The following is a 20240-nucleotide window of genomic DNA, read 5'->3' on the forward strand; positions in this document are numbered from 1 at the left end:
AACCGCGGTCCGGGACGTGCCCGGCCGTTGCCTGAGCAGCGGCCAGCCCTCCTTTCACCGTATTGCAATAGCTCTGTGGCCTTGTGGTGATGCGGAGTGCATTCGAGCGTCATGCCGAAGGGGAAATCTATGTTTCATCAATTGAATAAAAATGGATCGCGACTGTCCTTCGTGATTGCCGTTGCTTTGAGCATGGCCGCCTGCTCGCACGGCGCGAATGAGGCGACGGAGACGGCGCCCGCTTTCACCGTCGATAACGGCTTGCTGAAAGTGCCCAGCGATTCGCCGCTGCGCAAAGAGCTGGTCGTGCAACCGGTTGAAATGCGCGAGGCGCCGCATGCCTTGGTGTTCCCGGGGAACGTCGAGGCCGATCCGGCACGCACAGCCAATGTGCTCCCGCCGCTGACCGGCAAAGTCGTCGAGCTGAAAGTCGGCCTGGGCGATCACGTCACCCGTGGACAATTGCTTGCGATCATCGACTCCGGCGACCTCGCACAGGCGTATGCCGATGTCGACAAAGCACACGACGCACTCGACCTGGCCAAAAAGACTCTGGACCGCGCGCGCGGTGTGAAAGAAGCCGGCGGTAACGCCACCAAGGATCTGGAAGCGGCGCAGAGCGGCTACAACCAGGCCTTGGCCGAATTCAATCGCGCCCAGACGCGGCTCACGGCGGTGGGCGGTGCACCGGGTGCTCAGGCGAAGCGGCCGATGCAGATCGTCGCGCCGGCCAGCGGTTATGTCACCGCGTTGTCGGTATCGCCGGGCACGTACGTCAACGACGCCACCGCCGCGATGATGACCATCTCCAATCTCGACTCGGTATGGATCACCTCCAATGTGCCGGAGAGCGATGTCGGCCAGGTCGCCAAGGGCCAGAAAGTGCACGCCACCCTGATGGCATATCCGGATCAGGCTTTCAACGGCACCGTGACGTTCGTCAATCCGCTGCTGCAGTCGGATACGCGACGCGATCTCGTGCGCGCAGCATTCCCCAATCAGGATGGACGGCTGAAGCCGAACATGTATGCCAATGTCAGCATCGACATTCCGCAGCCCGCGCAAGTGTTCGTGCCGGAGTCGGCCCTGCTGATGAACAACGACAACGTCAGCGTGTTTGTGGAAGTCTCACCGTGGACGTTCGAGCGTCGCACCGTTGATCTGAGTTACGACGAATCGGGCGATACGCGTGTGCTCAAAGGGCTCAAGGCGGGTGATCGCGTGATCGTCAGGGGCGGAGTATTGCTCAATGATTAACGCGATCTTCCGCTTCTGCTTCGAGAAGCGCATGTTGTTCATGGTCGTCACGATTCTTGTGGTGTGCTTCGGCTATTACTCCTGGACCCAGTTGTCCATCGAAGCCTATCCGGAGCTGAGCGACGTGACTGCTCAGGTCACCACCCAGGTGCCGGGTCTGGCCGCCGAAGAAATCGAACAACAGATCACCACACCACTGGAGCGTGGATTGGCCGATACGCAAGGCCTGGTGAGTATGCGTTCCAGCAGCACGTTCGGCCTGTCGCTGATCACGATGGTATTCAAGGACGGCGCGGACGATTACTGGGAGCGCCAGCGCATCGTGGAGCGCATCAGCCAGGTCACGCTACCGCCGGGCATCACGCCGGGGCTCGATCCCGTGAGTGGTCCGGCGGGTGAAATTTATCGTTACACGCTGGAGTCCAAGACCAAGAATCTGATGCAGCTGTCCGAGATCCAGACCTGGATTGTGATTCCAGGGTTGCAGCAAGTTCCCGGCGTTATCAACGTCGATAACTTCGGCGGCTTCACCAAGGAATTCCAGCTGGAATTGGATCCCACGCAGCTGCTCCACTACGGCGTCAGCGTCAATCAAGTCACCGCGGCGATATCCGCCAACACCTCCAACGCTGGTGGCGGTCGCATCACCCGTGGTGAACAGTCGTACATCGTGCGCGGCATCGGCATGGTGCATTCGCTGAAAGACCTTGGCGACATCGTGGTCACGCAGAACAACGGCGTGCCGGTGTTGGTGCGCGAGCTAGGTGAGTTGCGCTATGGCCATCAGGTACGCGAAGGCATTCTCGGCAAAGACAACAACCCCGATACCATCGAGGGCATTGTCGATCTGCTGAAGTATGAAAATCCTTCGCGCGTACTCGACGGCGTTCACGCCAAGGTCGACGAGCTCAACAAACAGCTTAGTGCGCAAGATGTGCGAATCGTGCCTTATATCGACCGCGACGATCTGGTCAACGCAACCAAGGAAAAAGTTTTTCACACGGTGATGGAAGGCATTGGCCTGGTCTGCATCGTGCTGATCCTGTTTCTCGGTAGCCCGCGTTCGGCACTGGTGGCCGCCGTGGCCATTCCGATGTCACTGGTCACTGTGTTCATCCTGATGCAATTCACCCGCATGTCGGCGAATCTGTTTTCGCTGGGCGCGATCGATTTTGGCGTGATCGTCGATGGTGCCATCGTCGTCACGGAAGCCATCTTGCGGCAACGCGAACACAAACCCAACGAGGTGCTGACTGAAGACGACGTGATGTTGGTGACGGGTCACGTGGGTCGTTCGATCTTTTTCGCTACGCTGATCATCATTACGGCTTACCTGCCGCTGTTCGCTTTCGAGCACGCGGAAGGCAAGCTGTTTCGCCCGATGGCCTTTACCGTGGGCTATGCCTTGCTGGCCGCGCTGTTGTGCACCGTGACATTGACGCCGGGTCTGGCCTATCTCGCACTGCGCAAGCCACGCAAGTTGTTCCACAACAAGCCGTTGGAGAGATTGCAGGCCGCTTATACGGCAAGCCTGGGAAGGCTATTGCACCGGCTGCCGATCGCCTATTCGGTCGCTGCGGTCGCGTTCTTCGGCGTACTGATACTTGGGGCGACGATCGGTCGCGAGTTCTTGCCCGACTTGGACGAGGGCTCTCTGTGGCTGCAGGTGCAAATGCCGACAGGCCTGTCGCTGGACAAAGCCAGCGCGATGACGTCGCAGCTGCGTAAAGTCGTGCGCGAATTTCCCGAGGTCTCGTATATCGTCACGCAGCTTGGCCGCAACGACACTGGCAGCGACCCGTGGACACCATCGCATGTCGAAGCGGGTGTGGGTCTGAAACCGTACAGCACCTGGGCCAATGGCGAGACCAAAGCGGAATTTTTGCGTAAATTCAACGCGCGGATGCAGCAGATTCCCGGCATCTCGGTAGGCATCAGTCAGCCGATCATCGATGGCGAGAACGATATGGTCGGCGGCGCGCACAGTCCGCTGGTGCTACGCATCTATGGCGACGATTTGAAGGAAATGCGCCGTATAGGCGGAGAGATGGTGGACGTACTCAAGGGCGTGCGCGGCACGGGCGATGCGTCGATCTTCCAGGAACCGCCGATTCCCCAGTTGGCCATCACGGCGGACCGAGATGCGGCCGCACGTTATGGCGTCAATGTCAGCGACATCACCAACCTGATCCAGACCGTTATCGGTGGTGCGCCGATTACTCAGGTCTATGTGGCCGACCGCATCTACAATGTCACCGCACGCACATCCAATGACGTAGCCAACAGTATCCAGGCCGTTGGCGAATTGCCGTTGACATCCGCCACCGGCGCGCAGGTGCCGCTCAAACAGGTGGCGCATATCGCCTTGGCGATGGGTGAAAGCACCATTGCGCACGAGCATAACAAGCGTGAATTGACCATTCGCATCGACAACCGCGATCGCGCGCTGTCGGATTACCTTGTCGATGCACAGACGCAAATCGCTGCGAAGGTCCATTTCGACCCGCAGAAATACCGGCTCGAATGGGCCGGCAATTTCGAAAACGAGCAGCGTGCCCAGGCACGGCTGATCGTGGTCATGGGATTGGTGCTCGCGATCATGGCGGTGCTTTTGTTCGCCGAATTCGGCAAGTTCCATCAGGCTGTCTTAGTGCTGGCCGTGGTGCCCTTGGCGACCGTGGGTGGTTTGATATCGCTGCATCTTCGTGGTGAAACCTTGAACATCGCTACGGCCGTCGGCTTCATCGCCTTGTTCGGCGTGGCGGTGCAGAACGGCATCATCATGGTGTCGAACATCAATCGCGTGCGGAAGGAGGGCTTGTCGCTCAACGAAGCGGTGCTAGTGGGTGCGACGGAACGATTCCGTCCTGTACTCATGACGGCGACCGTCGCCAGTATCGGCATGTTGCCCGCGGCTTTGGCTACAGGTATCGGCACCGACGTGCAGCGTGGCCTGGCTACTGTCGTGGTAGGCGGCTTGCCGATCGCGACCTTGCTTACGCTCTACATCCTTCCCGGCTTTTATTTCGGACTGGAAAACTTTATCCAGAAACGTTGGGGCATTGCGCCGTCGGCGGCGGAGATCTGACCATGAACGCAATACACAACGTTGCATCATGGCGCATCAGTCGTAGCACGCTTGCTGTTGGCATTTGTCTCGCACTCGGCGCGTGCGCAGTCGGACCGAACTACCAGCGGCCGGCGGCTCCGGCCGGCCAAAGCTATGCACCCACACCGATGCCGCAGACCACGGCATCGGCATCAGGTCCGGGTGGCAACGCGCAGCAGTTCGTGCGCGAGATGGATATTCCAGGGCAGTGGTGGACCTTGTTCCACTCCGAACCGTTGAACGCGCTGGTCGATGATTCGCTCAAACACAATCCCGATCTGGCAGCGGCGCAGCATGCGCTGAAGGCAGCGTGGGAAAACGTGTACGCGCAGCGCGGCGCGTATTTCCCCGAAGTCGATGCCGGCGTCAATTCAACGCGTCAGAAGATTGCGGGAACACTGGCGAGCCCCGCTTTCTCGGGAGCAACGTTCTACAGCCTTACTACCGCACAGCTCAGTATTTCGTACACGCCAGACTTGTGGGGTAGCAATCGACGTCAAGTGGAATCGCTCGTGGCCCAGGCGGACGTGCAGCGCTTCCAGTTGGAGGCAACCTATCTCACGCTCACCACAAACCTGGTTAACGCGGCCGTAGGCGAGGCATCGCTGCGCGCGCAGATTGCGGCAACGCAGGACATGATCGACAGCCAGTCGAAGATCCTCGACACGAATCGTCGACAATTTTCGTTGGGCGACGTGGCGGAAAGCGATATCGCCTCGCAGGAAGCCACGCTGGAACAGACACGCGCGACGTTGCCCCCGTTGCAGAAGCAGCTCGCGCAGCAACGCGACCTGCTCGCCGTGCTCAGCGGCCGTTCGCCGGACCAGGATGTACCGGCACACTTCGAACTCGATGCGCTGCAACTGCCGCAAGATTTGCCGATGAGCTTGCCGGCCCGTCTGGTCGAGCAGCGCCCGGATGTGCGCGTGGCGGACGCTCAGTTGCATGCGGCTTGCGCGCAGGTCGGGGTGGCTTTCGCCGCTCGCTTGCCCAATATCCAGATCACCGCCAATTGGGGTAGCGCCACCGACCAGATGCACAGCCTGTTCGGTTCCGGCACCGGCTTCTGGAATCTCGGCGCCGCGATCACTGAACCGATTTTCGATGCCGGTACGCTCAAGCATCGCCAGCGCGCTGCTGAAGCTACCTATCGCCAAGCCGCCGAGCAGTATCGCAGCACGGTGATGTCGGCTTTGCAGAACGTGGCTGACTCGCTGCATGCCGTGCAATCCGACGCCGAGGCCATGGCTGCCACGGCACGCGCCGAACAGGCTGCCGCACGCAGCCTGAGCATCGCGCAGAAGCAATTCGCGCTGGGCGATATCAGCATGGTTGCTTTGCTCAACGCACAGGTAACGTATCGACAGGCCGAGCTGGCCCTGATTCAGGCGCGCGCTGCCCGCTATGCCGATACCGTTGCACTGTTCCAGGCGTTGGGCGGCGGTTGGTGGAATCGCAAGGATGTAGTTGCGGCACCTGGCGTTCCGGCGCAGTAGTTATAAGCCGTCGATGCTTACGGCCGGCTCGTAAGAAGCTAAAGTGTCGTGGAGTTGTAAGGTGCTGCCGCGTCACGCGGCAGCGCTGACTGGATTGGACATCTGGCAGAGGGGAATGCGATGTACCTGCTCGATCATCCCATGGCACTGTTTTTTGTGGCCGGCGGCGTGCTGCTGCTGGCGCACGAAATAGGCTTCCGTCTGCGGGCGCTGGCAAAAAATCGTGACGATAAAGACTGGGAAAAGCAGGTTCACGAGACGCGCAATCAGATTGCGATCTTGCTCAGCCTGCTCATTGGCTTTTCCATGTCGATGGCGCTGAGCCGCTTCGATCTACGCAAGGAACTGGTGATCGACGAAGCCAACGCGATCGGCACCGCCTATTTACGCGCAGGCATGCAGGCCGAACCCGTTCGCAGCAAGGCGCCGGTTCTGCTGCGCGATTACGTCGACTCACGCATTGCGATCTATGGGAATGCGGCTGAAGAAGATGCGCGGAACAGCGCGGTCCAGCGCTCCAAGCAGATCCAGGACGAACTATGGAGTGAAGCCACCGCCGAAGCGCAACAAACCCCGACGCCGATCGTAGCGATCTACGTGTCAGCGCTGAACGACATGATCGACCTGGACGGCAAGCGCATAGCAGCCAGACTCAATCGCATACCTTTGGACATCTGGGTGCTGTTGGCCTTGTTGTCGATCATGACGTCGGTGGTGGTCGGCTACGGACAGCGTCACCGGGGGGCGTTGGCCACGTTTGTGCCGGTGCTGATGGTGGCGATTGCGGTCAGCCTGATTGCGGATCTCGATTCGCCGGTAAGCGGACTCATTCAGGTCAGTCAGCAGAGCATGCAAACCTTGAGCGCGGATTTGCACATGCAACTATCCGCACCAGGGAATGCCGCCGCTCACTAGCGAGCAAGCTGCTTGCGCTTGCTGTGACGCCACCACAGGATCAGCACCACCAGTGCGGCCAGACCGCCAAGCACCCATAGGCTGCTCTGGCCGCGACGGATCCACATCACCAGCCACTCGTGCCGGTTCGCGCCGAAGTAGCCCAGGTAGACCCAGAACGGCACGCTGATCAATGCGGCCAGGCCATCAAGCAGCAGAAAGCGCATAAAGGTAACGCGATGCGTCGCGCCGGCGGTGATGTAGACCGCCGTGCGCATGCCTGGCAGGAAGCGCGCGAAAAACATCAACCGGTTGCCGTAGCGTGCGAACTTTTCCTGCATCTTCGCGTAGCGGCGCGGCGGCATCAGCCAGGCGATAGGCCGCCATTGCAGCATGTGCTCGCCGTAGTGATGACCGAGCAGGAACATGCCGGCATCGCCGACCAGCACGCCGACCATCGTAACGGCCGCCATCGCGTGCACGTTCGCATAACCCAATCCCGCGATGACGCCGCCGGCGACCAGGGTGATGTCCTCCGGCAACGGCAGGCCCGCTCCGCACAGCAACAGGGCGATAAACACCGCCACGTAGCCATTCTCGGCGAACACCGCGATAAGTCGTTCAAGCAAATCCATCGACGATCCTTGTTGTCGACATGGCGCGGCGCTGTCTGCTGAAGGGTAGGCGGATCATGACGCAGCTGATGGTGTTGGCGCGCGTGCCGCCAGTAGTTCGCGCAGTTCGGCCTTCTCGGCGTTGTCCAGCGTGCCTTCGCGATTCTTTGCCACCAAGGCGTCTCGGCGCTGGGTGACGGCCTGTTGCTCCATGCGAATCAATGCATCAAAGAATTCTATGCGCTGAATGTCCGGTTCGCCGACTACCGTGGCAGCCATCAGCTTTTGCAACGCGGGATATTCGGGTCGCTCGGCGAAATGTTCCACCAGCATCGCGGGATTGATGCCGGGACGGGCGCGAGCCATGTCCAACAGTTCGGCGAGCAATTCGACACCGGGTTTGTCGAGTCGCAGGAAGCCATACGGCTTGTCCACCTGATCGGCGAGTCCAGGTTGCGCCAGCAACAAAGCGATCGCGCTGCGTACCAGCGAGCGTTGCACCGCTACAGGTCGCTGCACGGCGCGCCGTGTAGCAGGATCGGGTTCCAACACGGTGCGTGCACCGCTGCGTTTCTCCAGTTCCTGCGCCATCAAGTCGCGAAACGCGCCATCTGGCAGGCGCGCGATCAGTGGGCGTGCGCGTTCGGCCAGACGTGCACGGCCGTCGAGACTCGCCATGTCGACATCGTGCGAGAGCTCACCGAAAAAGTATTCCGATAAAGGCGTCGCTTCACGCAGACGCTTTTCGAATCCTTCCTTGCCTTCCTTGCGCACCAGGGTGTCTGGGTCTTCGCCTTCGGGCAGGAACAGGAAATAGGCCTGACGTCCGTCGCGCAGACGCGGTAACGCAGACTCCAAAGCCTTCCATGCGGCGGAGCGGCCCGCGCGGTCGCCGTCAAAGCAAAACACTACGTCAGGCGCAGCGCGGAACAAAACTTCAGTGTGCTCGGGCGTGGTCGCGGTGCCCAGCGTGGCGACCGCAATCGGCAAACCTGCCTGATGCAGCGCAATCACATCCATGTAGCCTTCTACCACCACGATACGCGGCAGATTGCTGTTGGCTTGCTTCACCTGCCAGAGTGCGAATAATTCGCGGCCTTTATGGAATAGCGGCGTTTCGGGTGAGTTGAGGTATTTGGGGGATTGCTCCGAACTCAGCACCCGTCCGCCGAACGCGATGACTCGCCCACGCCGATCCATAATCGGGAACATCAACCGTTCGCGGAAACGATCGTATTTGCTGCCGCGCTCGCTGCTGGCGACCATGCCTGCCTCGGTCAGCAGTTGCATGCGGCGCTCGCTGGTACCCAGCGAGCGGATCACCCCGTCGTAACCCGCCGGCGCCCAGCCGATGCGGAAGCGCGCGATAGTGTCGGCGTCCAGTCCACGTTTGTCGCAATACGCTTTGGCGTCCGTGCTCTTGGGCAATTCGCCTTCGTACCAGCGCGCAGCGGCATCCAGTACGGCGTAGAGATCGGTCTTGTCCTCGCGTGGCGCGTTATCGCGGGCGCCTTCGTAAGGCACCTTCAAACCCACCGATTGCGCCAGCTCTTCTACCGCGTCCGGAAATTCCAGCCGCTCGTAATCCATCAAGAATTTGATCGCGCTGCCGTGCGCACTGCAACCGAAGCAATGAAAGAACTGCTTGGCCGGACTGACGTAGAACGAGGGCGTACGCTCATTGTGGAACGGACAGCAGGCGGTCCATTCGCGACCAGCCTTCTTCAACGGCACGCGCCGCTCGATCACGTCGACGATGTCGACGCGGGTAAGCAGTTCGTCGATGAAGTTGTCCGGGATGCGGCCGCGCATAGTCCAGTTAGTCTAGGGCCTGTTCGCACTATTCGCGTAGCCCGCGTTGCTGTTGAGTGGCCGTCAGGTGGTAGTGCGTGGCGCAGGCTTGGCTGGCTGCCAAGTCAAGCCGCGCGCTGCCGCATGACGGCCACTCAACAGCAACCCGAAGGGCCGGGTCTGTTTGCCCGCCATCCTGCGTCATCGCTCAGTCGTGTACGGACGTACACTCCTTCGCTCTTCCTTGGCTGGCGCGCAAACAGCTCCCGGCGCGGGCCACGCGAATAGTGCGAACAGGCCCTAGCGGACGCCGGTGCGAAATCGGGTTTAATCCGCCGCGACCGCATGTCGCCTTGCTATGCGTTGAGGGCGACGGATCAAAGCGCCACGCTATGGCGTGGCGCTGCGGAGGTCAGCTGCCCAGGCGAGCTTTGATGCGAGCCGAGACTTGGCCCATGTCGGCACGGCCTGCCGCTTTGGTCTTTACTGCGGCGACCACTTTGCCCATATCGCGCGCACTGTTGGCGCCGGTTTCGCTGATGGCCGCGTCGATCAGTGCCTCGACCTCGGCGTCGCTGAGCTTGGCGGGCAGATAGGCTTCGATCACCACCATTTCGGCGCGCTCGACATCAGCCAGGTCTTCGCGACCCGCGGCGGCGTACTGGCTGACCGAATCCTTCCGCTGCTTGAGCATCTTTTCCAGCACGGCGAGCGTTTGCGTATCGTCCAGTTCGATCCGCTCGTCCACCTCGCGCTGCTTGATGGCGGCGAGGATCAGTCGAACGACACCGAGGCGATGCTTGTCGCCGCCGCGCATGGCGGTTTTCATGTCTTCGGTGAGCTGTTGCTTGAGAGTCATGATGGGGATGCTCCTACGGAAAGCACAAAGCCGACGTTGCGGGGCAACGTCGGCCAGTGCAAGTGCCTAGCTGGCAGGGGCTGCGAGCAAACGCGCCGACTGCAGGCGATGGGCGGGTTCAGCGCGGAGCGCGCCCGAACCGGAGTCCGCCGTGGCGGACAGCGCTCAGTACAGGCGGGTCTTGCGCGAAACGTCGCGCGACAGACGGCGCAGATGACGCTTTACGGCGGCAGCGCGCTTGCGCTTGCGCTCCTGGGTCGGCTTTTCGTAGAACTCGCGCTTGCGAGTCTCGGCGAGCACGCCGGCCTTCTCGCAGGTGCGCTTGAACCGACGCAGGGCGAGTTCGAATGGCTCGTTCTCGCGAACTTTTACGCTAGGCATGGAAACTCCGGATAGTAAACCGCCCGCAGAACCGGGCGAGCCGCAAAGTATACCCGCAGGAGCGTGATGATTTCAAAGTGGGGTAGGGTGAATCGCCCTGGACCCATCGCTTGCATGCGGGTTGGGGGTTTTGCCGATACCATTTAAAGCTGAATCGCGGCGCGATCCGGGCGCCCCGTTACCCACCTATAGCACATGACCCCAGCCACCATCCCGCGCCCGATCCTCGGCATCGAAACATCCTGCGACGAAACCGGCGTGGCCTTGCTGCGCTGGGAGCCGCAGGCGCCGGGGCGTGGGCTGCTGGCGCACACGCTTTATACCCAGATCAAGCTGCACGCCGACTACGGCGGCGTGGTGCCGGAGCTGGCCAGTCGCGACCATGTGCGCAAACTGCTGCCGCTGGTGCACGAGGCCTTGTCTCAGGCCGGTTTGACCCCGGCCGACCTGGGCGGCGTGGCCTATACCGCCGGCCCCGGTTTGGTCGGCGCGCTGCTGGTGGGTGCCGCCACTGGCCGGGCGATGGCCTGGGCACTGGGTGTGCCGGCGATCGGCGTACATCACATGGAAGGGCATCTGCTGGCGCCACTGCTGGAAGACGATCCACCCGAGCCACCGTTTGTTGCATTGCTGGTGTCGGGTGGTCATTCGATGCTGGTAGAAGTGCAGGCCATCGGGCGTTACCGGATTCTGGGCGACACGCTGGACGATGCAGCTGGCGAAGCGTTCGACAAAACGGCCAAGCTGATGGGGCTGCCCTATCCGGGCGGCCCTGCGCTGGCGGCGCTGGCCAGCAGCGGACGCCCTGGCGTATTTCGCTTCTCTCGTCCGATGACCGATCGTCCCGGCTTGGATTTCAGCTTCTCCGGCCTGAAGACCCAGGTGTTGCTGGCGTGGCAGCAGTCGGACCAGAGCGAACGAACGCGCGCCGATATCGCGCGCGCCTTCGAAGAAGCCATCGTCGATACCTTGCTGATCAAATGTCGACGCGCGCTGGCCGAGACGGGCGACAAACGACTGATCATCGCCGGCGGTGTCGGCGCCAATCGACGCTTGCGCGAAGAGCTGGCAGCCGCCGGCGTCAAGGATGGATTCAAGACCTATTTCCCGCGCCTGGATTTCTGCACTGACAACGGTGCGATGATCGCGCTGGCCGGTGCGATTCGGCTGGCTCATGGTCAGCATCAGGACGAATCGGTGCAGGTGTTCCCGCGCTGGGATCTGCAAACGCTGCCTCCTGCCGCTTGATCGCATCCCCCGCATCGCAGACTCTTACACGCATGGATATCGTTTTCATCGAAGACCTCCGCATCGACACCGTCATCGGTATCTACGATTGGGAACGGCGCGTGCGCCAGACGCTTTCGTTCGACATCGAAATGGCCTTCGACAACACCGTGCCCGCTGCCAGCGACGACATCGCGCACACGCTCAACTACAAGGACGTATCGAAGCGCCTGATGACCTATGTGAGCGAATCCAGTTTTGGATTGGTGGAGACCTTGGCCGAGCGCTGCGCGGGCATCATTCGCGAAGAATTCGGCGTGGCGTGGGTGCGGCTGAAGCTGTCCAAGCCGGGTGCGGTGCGCGGAGCGAAAGCCGTAGGCGTGTGCATCGAGCGCGGCAAGCGGCCTTGAGCACGGGTTCCGGTTGATGGCACGCGTTTATCTCAGCCTGGGTTCCAATCAGGAACCGCATCGTTATCTGCGCGCGGCGCTGGAAGCATTGCGCGCGCGTTTTGGAGCGCTCGATGTATCGCCGGCGTATCGAAGTGCAGCGGTCGGTTTCAATGGCGCGGATTTCATCAATCTTGCCGTGGGTCTGGATACCGAACTTGCGCCGACGGCACTCAACGAATGGCTGCATGCGCTGGAAGACCGCAACGGCCGTCGCCGCGATGTGCCGCGTTACAGCGACCGTACACTCGACGTGGATATCGTGCTTTATGACGATCTAGTCACCCAGGGACCGGGGCATCTCGATATTCCGCGCAAAGAACTGAAGCACGCCTTCGTGCTCAAGCCGATGGTCGATATCGCCCCTACGCTTAGGCACCCCGTGAGCGGGCGCACGATGGCGGAGTTGTGGGCGGCGTTTCCCGTCGATCGCGAGCCGCTAGTCACTGAGGCGTTGTAGATAGCCTTGTTTCGCCGCGTGAATCGCTAAATCACAACGCTGCGCCCGCCGTCGACACGAATGATCTGGCCCGTCACAAATGGCGCATCACGCAGCAGCCATAGCACCGTGTGAGCGACATCGTCGGGCGTGCCGGCGCGCTGCAATGGCGTGCGTGCAAGCATCGCCTGTTGATCGTCGTAGGGCTTGCCGTCGCTGGGCCACATCACCGCGCCGGGTGCGACACCGTTGACGCGCACTTCCGGGCCAAGATCCAGCGCCAGCGTTCGCGTCATCGCAGCCAACGCGGCTTTGGCCATCACGTAGATCGGGTGGTTGGCCAGTGCGCGTTCCGCATAGATATCGATCAGATTGACAATGGCGCCGCGCGCCGCGCGCAACGCAGGTAACGCGGCCTGAGTCAGAAAGAACGGCGCTTGTGCGTTGGAAGCGAATAGTTCGTTCCACTGCGCCACCGTGGCCGTCTCCAGCGTCGTGGGGTAGAACGCGGACGCATTGTTTATCAGCGCATCGAGCCTTCCATAGCGTGCCAGTGTGGCCTCGACGAGCCGCGGCAGGGCCTGCATGTCGGCGAGATCGGTCTGCAGAACCAGTGCGCTGTTTGCGCGTTGCGCAGCGAGTTCGGCAGCGAGCGCATCCGCTTCAGTGATCGAGCGATGGCAATGTAGCGCGAGATCGTAATCGGCAGCGTGCAATGCGCGCGCTATCACTGCGCCAACACGCCTGGCGCCGCCAGTAATCAGTACGACCGGACGCGGGTTGGACGAACTCATGCGACGGCTCCTGCACGATAACGGCGACGGCGCGCAGCTTGACGCAAACTTTGCGCTGCGTCATCCCAAGCACTTTCAAGGATTGCGCGTGGCCTGCACTTCTTGCGATGCCGCGGCGGTGGGAGTTTCGTCTTCATCGTCGATGCCGATCTCGCTCTTCAGCATGGCAATGGTGGTGGCGGCAACCTGTCGCGTGTCGTAGTAGGCATAGCCGCCGACACCGACGGCACCGATCAGCGGCATCCAGCGCGAAAGGCCTTCGCCCAACGCGCGCTGTGTGACCTTCACGCCGATCTGCTTGGCGATGCGCTCGATCAGGCCATAGGAAAGACGCCGGAAGATCAGGCGATCGCCCAGCCGCACCACCAGGTCGCGAAATGCCTGTGCCGAGGTGTGACGGAACAGACACCACAGCATCTGCTCGCGGCCCAGTTCGGCGTGCTTGCCGTAGGCAGCGGCGATGTCGCTGACTAGCTGCGCCTGGATTTTCCAGATTGAAATCAGCTCCGGCAGAATGGTGATCCAGCCGAGCGGCCCCGGCGGCAGCGCCAGCGAACCCGCCGTGATGGCGGCGCGTTTCGCCGCTCGCCCGGTCAACCGGCGTGCTTCCGCCTCCGGATCTTTGCTGCTGTGGATCTTGCTATCGGGGATCTGGCTGACGAAATCCAGAATCGCCCGGGTGACCCGGTTGCTCGCATCGTCCTGGATGATGACGGCCGGAAGATTGCCACCGGCTTTGATCTGGTTGGGCTCGGTCATGCCGCGCTCCATGGAAGAACGTTCAGGGATCATAGTCCGGCACCGCGGAGCGCTGATGAGGGCGGCATGAATCGGCCGGCAGCGTCATTGCCCTCGCCTTGGCAGTTTCCAATCCGGGCGAATGAAATGGCAGGTGTAGCCATCGGGGTAACGTTCCAGATAATCCTGATGTTCCGGCTCGGCTTGCCAGAACGGACCCGCGGGGGCGATCTCAGTGACCACCTTGCCGGGCCAGAGCCCCGATGCATCGGCGTCGGCCACAGCGTCTTCAGCGGTCTGTTTCTGCCGGTCGTCGAGAAAGAAGATGGCCGAGCGGTAGCTCATGCCCACATCGTTGCCCTGGCGGTTCTTCGTCGTCGGGTCGTGGATCTGGAAAAAGAACTCGAGAATCTGGCGGTAGCTGATCTGGCTCGGATCGAACACGATCTCGATCGCTTCGGCATGCGTGCCATGGTTGCGATACGTGGCGTTGGCTACATCACCGCCGGAGTAGCCCACGCGTGTGGACAGCACTCCCGCGTAACGTCGCAGCAAATCCTGCATGCCCCAGAAGCAGCCGCCTGCCAGGATGGCCGTTTCGGTTTTCGTCGTCATGTATGTGTCCTTCCCATAAGTGACCGTTGTGCGTTTTCAGGCCGACATGCGATGCAAGGTGCCTGGACACTACATGGGGGCAGCTACAAGGAATCTAGGCATCCGTCGGCGGATAGCCGGGCATGACTTCTGGGACGGGGTACGGTCGTAATGGAAATGTTATAACATATCGACCTTGTTATCCCGATCAACGCCCGCCGGAACCCCAGCATGAAATTATCTCCGCTCGCCCTTGGCCTGAGCCTCGCGTTGTACGCCGCCAGCAGTTATGCCACTGCCGCGACCGTGGCAAACACGTCCGGCACATTGCCTGCGACCGCTTCATCAAGTGCGACGGCCCAGCAGCCTGCCGATGGCGATACGGACGACACCACAACGAATAACGATGGTTCGCGCAATCGCGGCCCGTCCAAGGTCAAGCAGCTTGGCGCGGTGAACGTGTCCGCCGCGCTGGACCAGGCACGCAATGCGCTGTCGCCGGACACCGGCAGCAGCCAGTACGTCATCACCGCGCAGAATATCCAGGCGTTGCCCCTGGGCGACGCCACGCCACTGAACCAGGTGCTGCTGCAGGCGCCGGGCGTGGTGCAGGATTCCTACGGTCAGCTGCATGTGCGCGGCGACCACGCCAATCTGCAGTACCGCATCAATGGCGTGATGATTCCCGAGTCGATCTCCGGCTTCGGCCAGACCCTGGATCCGCGCACGATCCAGACGATCAAGCTGCTCGATGGCGCCTTGCCGGCACAGTACGGAGAGCGTACGGCGGCCGTGGTGGACATCACCACCAAGAGCGGCGCGGAACTCGGCAACGGCGGCAGCGTGGGTATTACAGGCGGATCGTTCGGAACCTTGAATCCCTATGCGTCGATCTGGGGTAGTAGCGGGAATTGGAGTTACTTCTTCACCGCCAACTACCTCGAGAACAATGTCGGCATCGAAAATCCGACCTCGAGCAAAGATCCGATTCACGATCACACCAATCAGGTGAAGGCGTTCGGCGACGTGTCGTACCTGATCGACAACAACACGCGGTTGAGCTTCATCTTCGGCATGACCAACAACCGCTTCCAGATTCCGAACAATCCGAATCAGACGCCGGCGTTCGGCTATCTGGACACCGTCAATTTCAATTCCGCCAATCTCAACGAACTTCAGAACGAGCAGACTCGCTTCGGCTCGCTGGCGCTGCAAGGCAAGTTCGGCAATACCAATTACCAGGTTTCGGTGGGCCAGCGTTTCAGTGGTCTGCAGTACTACCCCGACGACATAGGCGATCTGATGTTCAACGGCGTGGCGGGGCAGATCAATCAGGGCGATCACGCGTCTACCTTGCAGGCGGATTTCGCGACGCCGTGGGGCGGCGACCACACGTTGCGCTACGGTGTCTACGGTGAATTCGATCGGGCCTATACCAACACCAATTCGCTGGTGTTTCCCGCCAATCCGGATGGTAGCCAGGCCAGCACCGTGCCTTTCAATATCTTCACGAGCGAGAAGATCACGGCTAAAACGTGGGCTGCGTATGTTCAGGACGAGTGGAATATCACCGACAACTTGACCTTGAACTATGGCTTGCGCGGCGACCGTTACCAGGCGTTTCGCGAGGAGAGCCAGCTAAGCCCGCGCGTGGGCGCAGTCTGGCAGGCCACCGACAGCACCACCGTGCATGCCGGGTACTCGCGTTATTTCACGCCGCCGCAGACGGAGCTTATTTCCAACGAATCCATCGCGCTGTTCGCCAACACCACTAACGCAGTTTTGAACTACGGCAACAACACACCACTGGTGGAGCGGTCCAACTACTACGACATCGGTGTTTCGCAGAACATAGGCTCGGCCTGGACCGTTGGACTGGACTCCTATTACCGTGACGCGAGCCGTCTGCAGGATCTAGGCCAGTTCGGCACTGCACTGGTGTACTCCACCTTTAACTACAAGTACGGTCGCGTGCGCGGCAATGAGCTCTCGGTCACTTACAACCAAGGGCCGGTGTCCGCGTACTTCAACTTTGCCTATAGCCGTGCGATGGGCAAGGATGTAATCACCAGTCAGTACAACTTCCATCCGGATGCGCTGATTTACATCGCCGACAACTTCATTCATCTCGATCACGATCAGAAAGAGACTTCCTCGGGCGGCATCAGCTACGCCATCACCGACACCACCAAGGTGGGCGCCGATTACCTCTTCGGCAGCGGCTTGCGCGAGGAAGGTTTGACGCCGAATGGTCTCTCGCTGCCTTACTACTTCCAGCTCAATCTAAGCGTGTCGCACGACTTCAACTTCGACAGCTTCGGCAAGCTGCATACGCAGCTGGCGCTGATCAATGCGCTGGATCGTACGTATGAGTTGCGCAGCGGTACCGGCATCGGTGTCGGCGCGCCACAATTCGGGCCGCGTCGCGGGATGTATCTGTCGCTGCAAAAGGATTTTTGATCGCGGGGATAACCCCTTCTCCCCTTTGGGGAGAAGGTTGGGATGAGGGGGCAACCTCGCAGCAGTGTTTAGTCGAAGCGTGCTCCGATGAAGCAGTGCCGCAAGATTGACCCCTCACTTCAATCCTCTTCCTCGCTCCTCAGAACGGGGCCATCCATGGCCCCTCCCCGCGTCCCAAAGGGGAGAGGAGGCGAACGCGAAGGGCAACGTTACTAAATGGCCGCTTCGTTCGATCAGTGCGCTGTTGCCGAGGGCGAACTAGCATCGTGGCGTAATGCCAGTCCTTTAAGAATGTTCAAGGCCTGCGACAACGCATAGTCGGTGGTCGCCAGTTTTTCGTTCTCGGCGCTGCCATCATTGTTGATGTTGTCGTCACCCTTGGCGGAGGCTTCATTGGCCAGATGGTGCGGCAGATCCGCTTCGGAACTGATCGGTTCGGCCGCGCTGTCCACCTTGGCGACGGTCAGATCGCCCAGGGCGATATCCGGCTTGATGCCTTCGGCCTGAATCGACGTGCCATTGGGCGTGTAATAACGGGCCGTGGTGAGTTTTACGGCGTGCTCCGCATCGAGCGGCAGTACGGTTTGCACCACGCCCTTGCCGAAAGTGCGGCGGCCGACGATGAGGGCGCGATGGTTGTCCTTGAGTGCGCCGGAAACGATCTCGGCGGCCGAAGCGGTGCCGTTATCGGTCAGCAGCACCATCGGTGCACCGTTGAGCAGATCGCCTGGATGCGCCGTGAAGGTGAGGTTGGAGTCGGGCAGGCGGCCACGCGTCGTGACGATCGTGCCCGAATCCAGGAAGTCGTCGCTGACCGCTACCGCCGCCGTCAGCAGACCGCCTGGGTTGGAGCGCAGATCGAGGATGGCGCCTTTTTGCGGACCGTTTTTCTGCAGCAGTGCACCCAGTTTCTTTTCGAGGTCGCCGGCGGTGTCGTCCTGGAACTGGCTGATGCGGATATAGGCATAGCCGGGTTCCAGTTCGCGCGTCTTTACGCTGGTCATCGAGATGCGTTCGCGGGTCATGGTCAGGGAGACCGGCTGGTCGGCCTTTTCATGCAGGATACCCAGCGTGACCTTGGTGCCCGGGTCGCCGCGCAGGGCGTCGAACATACTGTCGATGTTGTCCGCGGTGATCGTTTTACCGTTGATCGCCGTGATCACGTCACCCGGCTTGATACCGGCGCGCGAGGCCGGGGTGTCGTCGATTGGCGAGACGATGCGCAGCAGGCCATTGTCTTCCATCACTTCGATGCCTAGACCGCCGTACTGGCCGGTGGTGTCCTCATCGAGTTCCTGCAGGCCTTCCTTGTCGAGGTAGGCGCTATGTGGATCCAGGCCGGCAAGCATGCCCTTGATCGCATCGTTCATCAGGGTCTTGTTGTCGACCTTTTCCACATAGGCCTGGCGGATGATCTGGTAGACGTGCGCAAAGTTGCGCACATCGTCCATATTGACCTGATCTACCGGTGCGGCGCTGCTGGAAGCCTTCGCCGGAGCCGCGGTGTCGGCCTGAGCATCGGGCGCTGCCTGCGCATGCAGCAAGGGCGTCGCCAGCAGCAGGGCGAGCAGGCATGGGCGGAAAAGACGCATGGGAAACTCCACAGAAAAGGATATGACAACGCGGTTGAGACCGCTTTGCGCCGTCGGAATTCAGATCTAAAGAATACGCCGATCAGGGTTGCGTAGACGTTGCCCGCCTTCCGGTTATACGGACGTCAACGCTTCTGGCTCAACCACCCACGGGGGTCGACCGGCTTACCGTCGTGGCGCAGCTCGAAATAGACGCCGGTGCTGTCGCTGGTTGTGAGTCCGGCGGTGCCAAGCCCCTCGCCGGCCGCCACGTCATCGCCGACCCCATGCAGCAGGGACTCGTTGTTGCCGTACATGCTCAGCCAGCCGTTGCCGTGGTTGAGGATGATCAACTGACCATAGCCGCGCAGGAAGTGGGCGTAGACCACCCGTCCGCGCGCCACCGCATGGACTTCGCTGCCGCGAGGGGCGGCGATCAGCACGCCGTTGCCGAAATTGTGTACGGCGCCAGCGGCCGGCCAAGGCAGGTTGCCGCGGATATTGGCCAGGACCTTGCCGGGCTCGACGCCCGGTAGCGCCGGGTTGGGCCGCGCCCTGCGCGCTGCTTCGCGAGCCGCCTCGTCGATGGCCTTCTGTAGTTTGAGCAAGAGATCGTCCAACGACTGCTCGTTCTGCTTCATGCCGGCCAGCCGCTGCGCCTCATTCTTGTATTGCGTGTCGATCTGGCTGGCTAGCCTCTGCTGCTCCTTGCGTTGCTGTTCCAGCGCATCGGCCTGCTGCAGGCGTTGCGCACGGGTGGCCTGCAGGGCCTGCTGCTCGGCGGTGATCTGGGTTTCCAGATCCTGCAGCTTGGTCAGTTCGGTCATCAGCTGCTGCACTTTCTGCAAGCGGTCTTGCTGGAAATATTTGGAGTAGGCGAGAGAGCGGGCGATGCGTGCGATGTCTTCGTCGCCCAACAACAAGCGCAGATCCGAACCTTGGCCGACGGCATACGTCGCGCGCAACAGATCGGCAATCGCCGCACGCTGACTGTTGAGGTTCTGATTGAGCGCCGTTCGTTGCGTTTGTAACTGATCCAGCTGCTGTTGCTTGGCGGCGATCTGGGCATCGGTGTCGCGTACGGCTTTGGCGGCTCCGGCTACGGCGTCCGATTGCTTGGCTAGCGTGGCGTTCACGCTATCGCGGCGGGCGGCGGTATCGGCCTGCTCTTTGGCCAGCGCCTGCATCTTGGCGCGCAGATCGGCGAGTTGTTGCCGCGTCTGAGCCTGCTCAGCTTCGCTCTTGGCGTCCTGGGCCGCATAGGCGGACGCGATCGCGCAGGCAATTAGGAGGGATACGAGCAGTCGGAGGGTGCGGGAATATGTCGGCATGCGCGGATTATGTCCGAGCTGGACTCATCCGGCGAGAAGGGCTGAATGGCGTCCTGGCGCGCCCTCACAGCCCTCGACTCGAAATTGGTCTGTTAGCGCGTGCTGTAACAGACGACAACGCTTTTTCATTTGGACGTCTAGCCGGCTTTGACGCGGCGCACAAGTTGTGCGTAAAGTCGGGTTGCAAGCCTTATCGCATTTGCTTGCTGCCTGCCGGCGGCGAGCTTTTTGCGCCC

The 20240-nt window shown here is 61.1% G+C and carries 17 protein-coding genes; 8 read left to right on the forward strand and 9 right to left on the reverse strand.

Annotated features, from left to right (window positions below; all coding sequences use genetic code 11):
• Nucleotides 1-129: 129 nt before the first annotated feature.
• From QQL64_RS12775 to QQL64_RS12790, 4 genes are all read left to right on the forward strand, one after another.
• Entirely contained in the window at nucleotides 130-1257 is a 1128-nt protein-coding gene (locus QQL64_RS12775) for an efflux RND transporter periplasmic adaptor subunit (protein ID WP_284400229.1), read from the forward strand.
• On the forward strand, nucleotides 1250-4345 hold the full coding sequence (locus tag QQL64_RS12780; protein ID WP_284400231.1) for an efflux RND transporter permease subunit: 3096 nt from the start codon (nucleotides 1250-1252) through the stop codon (nucleotides 4343-4345). Before QQL64_RS12775 ends, QQL64_RS12780 begins: the two co-directional genes overlap by 8 nt.
• A 2-nt stretch (nucleotides 4346-4347) precedes the next feature.
• Entirely contained in the window at nucleotides 4348-5862 is a 1515-nt protein-coding gene (locus QQL64_RS12785; protein WP_284400233.1) for an efflux transporter outer membrane subunit, read from the forward strand.
• Nucleotides 5863-6003: 141 nt separating this feature from the next.
• Nucleotides 6004-6777: a bestrophin-like domain gene (locus QQL64_RS12790; protein ID WP_284400235.1), complete on the forward strand. Its 774-nt coding sequence runs from the start codon at nucleotides 6004-6006 to the stop codon at nucleotides 6775-6777.
• Here the strand turns inward: QQL64_RS12790 and QQL64_RS12795 are convergent.
• The 4 genes from QQL64_RS12795 to rpsU all read right to left on the reverse strand — a co-directional run bounded on the left by QQL64_RS12795 (nucleotide 6774) and on the right by rpsU (nucleotide 10401).
• Complete coding sequence (locus QQL64_RS12795) at nucleotides 6774-7391, reverse strand: DedA family protein (RefSeq protein ID WP_284400238.1); 618 nt, start codon at nucleotides 7389-7391, stop codon at nucleotides 6774-6776. The genes QQL64_RS12790 and QQL64_RS12795 overlap by 4 nt on opposite strands.
• 54 nt (nucleotides 7392-7445) lie before the next feature.
• Nucleotides 7446-9182, reverse strand: a complete 1737-nt coding sequence (gene dnaG, locus QQL64_RS12800) for a DNA primase (protein WP_284400240.1) — start codon at nucleotides 9180-9182, stop codon at nucleotides 7446-7448.
• 391 nt (nucleotides 9183-9573) lie between these two features.
• Nucleotides 9574-10020, reverse strand: a complete 447-nt coding sequence (locus tag QQL64_RS12805) for a GatB/YqeY domain-containing protein (RefSeq protein ID WP_284400243.1) — start codon at nucleotides 10018-10020, stop codon at nucleotides 9574-9576.
• A 165-nt stretch (nucleotides 10021-10185) separates the two neighbouring features.
• A complete protein-coding gene (gene rpsU / locus QQL64_RS12810) occupies nucleotides 10186-10401 on the reverse strand; it encodes a 30S ribosomal protein S21 (protein WP_115477777.1) in 216 nt (71 codons plus the stop codon).
• Between the two features lie 195 nt (nucleotides 10402-10596).
• Here rpsU and tsaD point away from each other — a divergent pair, with 195 nt between their 5' ends.
• From tsaD to folK, 3 genes are read left to right on the forward strand one after another with little or no spacing between them, the layout of a single operon-like run.
• Nucleotides 10597-11649, forward strand: a complete 1053-nt coding sequence (gene tsaD, locus QQL64_RS12815; RefSeq protein ID WP_284400245.1) for a tRNA (adenosine(37)-N6)-threonylcarbamoyltransferase complex transferase subunit TsaD — start codon at nucleotides 10597-10599, stop codon at nucleotides 11647-11649.
• 32 nt (nucleotides 11650-11681) lie between these two features.
• Nucleotides 11682-12038 carry a dihydroneopterin aldolase gene (folB, locus tag QQL64_RS12820; protein WP_284400246.1) on the forward strand — a complete coding sequence of 119 codons (357 nt, stop codon included), beginning with the start codon at nucleotides 11682-11684 and terminating at the stop codon, nucleotides 12036-12038.
• A gap of 16 nt (nucleotides 12039-12054) precedes the next feature.
• Complete coding sequence (gene folK / locus QQL64_RS12825; protein WP_284400248.1) at nucleotides 12055-12537, forward strand: 2-amino-4-hydroxy-6-hydroxymethyldihydropteridine diphosphokinase; 483 nt, start codon at nucleotides 12055-12057, stop codon at nucleotides 12535-12537.
• A 26-nt stretch (nucleotides 12538-12563) separates the two neighbouring features.
• On the opposite strand, the gene QQL64_RS12830 is transcribed toward folK, so the two are convergent.
• From QQL64_RS12830 to msrA, 3 genes are all read right to left on the reverse strand, one after another.
• On the reverse strand, nucleotides 12564-13310 hold the full coding sequence (locus QQL64_RS12830; RefSeq protein WP_284400253.1) for a pteridine reductase: 747 nt from the start codon (nucleotides 13308-13310) through the stop codon (nucleotides 12564-12566).
• A gap of 75 nt (nucleotides 13311-13385) precedes the next feature.
• Nucleotides 13386-14069 (reverse strand): hypothetical protein, encoded by a 684-nt coding sequence (locus tag QQL64_RS12835; RefSeq protein WP_284400255.1) that lies wholly within the window; start codon nucleotides 14067-14069, stop codon nucleotides 13386-13388.
• An 84-nt stretch (nucleotides 14070-14153) separates the two neighbouring features.
• The gene (gene msrA, locus QQL64_RS12840; protein ID WP_284400257.1) at nucleotides 14154-14663 is read right to left on the reverse strand and encodes a peptide-methionine (S)-S-oxide reductase MsrA; all 510 of its coding nucleotides are present in this window, start codon (nucleotides 14661-14663) and stop codon (nucleotides 14154-14156) included.
• A 210-nt stretch (nucleotides 14664-14873) separates the two neighbouring features.
• On the opposite strand from msrA, the gene QQL64_RS12845 reads away from it, so the two are divergent.
• Nucleotides 14874-17102 carry a TonB-dependent receptor gene (locus tag QQL64_RS12845; RefSeq protein WP_284400260.1) on the forward strand — a complete coding sequence of 743 codons (2229 nt, stop codon included), beginning with the start codon at nucleotides 14874-14876 and terminating at the stop codon, nucleotides 17100-17102.
• Nucleotides 17103-17335: 233 nt separating this feature from the next.
• Here QQL64_RS12845 and QQL64_RS12850 read toward each other — a convergent pair whose 3' ends face one another.
• Together QQL64_RS12850 and QQL64_RS12855 are read right to left on the reverse strand one after the other, a co-directional pair.
• Complete coding sequence (locus QQL64_RS12850) at nucleotides 17336-18694, reverse strand: S41 family peptidase (protein WP_284400263.1); 1359 nt, start codon at nucleotides 18692-18694, stop codon at nucleotides 17336-17338.
• A 125-nt stretch (nucleotides 18695-18819) separates the two neighbouring features.
• Nucleotides 18820-20004, reverse strand: a complete 1185-nt coding sequence (locus QQL64_RS12855; RefSeq protein WP_284400266.1) for a murein hydrolase activator EnvC family protein — start codon at nucleotides 20002-20004, stop codon at nucleotides 18820-18822.
• Between the last annotated feature and the right edge of the window lie 236 nt (nucleotides 20005-20240).

The organism is Dyella lipolytica (assembly GCF_030160075.1).
Classification (GTDB): domain Bacteria; phylum Pseudomonadota; class Gammaproteobacteria; order Xanthomonadales; family Rhodanobacteraceae; genus Dyella_B; species Dyella_B lipolytica.

Excerpts from the sequence above, each read along its gene's own strand:
- QQL64_RS12775 (WP_284400229.1), top strand. The coding sequence starts at position 130 with ATGTTTCATCAATTGAATAAAAATGGATCGCGACTGTCCTTCGTGATT.
- QQL64_RS12780 (WP_284400231.1), top strand. The coding sequence starts at position 1,250 with ATGATTAACGCGATCTTCCGCTTCTGCTTCGAGAAGCGCATGTTGTTC.
- QQL64_RS12785 (WP_284400233.1), top strand. The coding sequence starts at position 4,348 with ATGAACGCAATACACAACGTTGCATCATGGCGCATCAGTCGTAGCACG.
- QQL64_RS12790 (WP_284400235.1), top strand. The coding sequence starts at position 6,004 with ATGGCACTGTTTTTTGTGGCCGGCGGCGTGCTGCTGCTGGCGCACGAA.
- QQL64_RS12795 (WP_284400238.1), bottom strand. The coding sequence starts at position 7,391 with ATGGATTTGCTTGAACGACTTATCGCGGTGTTCGCCGAGAATGGCTAC.
- dnaG (WP_284400240.1), bottom strand. The coding sequence starts at position 9,182 with ATGCGCGGCCGCATCCCGGACAACTTCATCGACGAACTGCTTACCCGC.
- QQL64_RS12805 (WP_284400243.1), bottom strand. The coding sequence starts at position 10,020 with ATGACTCTCAAGCAACAGCTCACCGAAGACATGAAAACCGCCATGCGC.
- rpsU (WP_115477777.1), bottom strand. The coding sequence starts at position 10,401 with ATGCCTAGCGTAAAAGTTCGCGAGAACGAGCCATTCGAACTCGCCCTG.
- tsaD (WP_284400245.1), top strand. The coding sequence starts at position 10,597 with ATGACCCCAGCCACCATCCCGCGCCCGATCCTCGGCATCGAAACATCC.
- folB (WP_284400246.1), top strand. The coding sequence starts at position 11,682 with ATGGATATCGTTTTCATCGAAGACCTCCGCATCGACACCGTCATCGGT.
- folK (WP_284400248.1), top strand. The coding sequence starts at position 12,055 with ATGGCACGCGTTTATCTCAGCCTGGGTTCCAATCAGGAACCGCATCGT.
- QQL64_RS12830 (WP_284400253.1), bottom strand. The coding sequence starts at position 13,310 with ATGAGTTCGTCCAACCCGCGTCCGGTCGTACTGATTACTGGCGGCGCC.
- QQL64_RS12835 (WP_284400255.1), bottom strand. The coding sequence starts at position 14,069 with ATGACCGAGCCCAACCAGATCAAAGCCGGTGGCAATCTTCCGGCCGTC.
- msrA (WP_284400257.1), bottom strand. The coding sequence starts at position 14,663 with ATGACGACGAAAACCGAAACGGCCATCCTGGCAGGCGGCTGCTTCTGG.
- QQL64_RS12845 (WP_284400260.1), top strand. The coding sequence starts at position 14,874 with ATGAAATTATCTCCGCTCGCCCTTGGCCTGAGCCTCGCGTTGTACGCC.
- QQL64_RS12850 (WP_284400263.1), bottom strand. The coding sequence starts at position 18,694 with ATGCGTCTTTTCCGCCCATGCCTGCTCGCCCTGCTGCTGGCGACGCCC.
- QQL64_RS12855 (WP_284400266.1), bottom strand. The coding sequence starts at position 20,004 with ATGCCGACATATTCCCGCACCCTCCGACTGCTCGTATCCCTCCTAATT.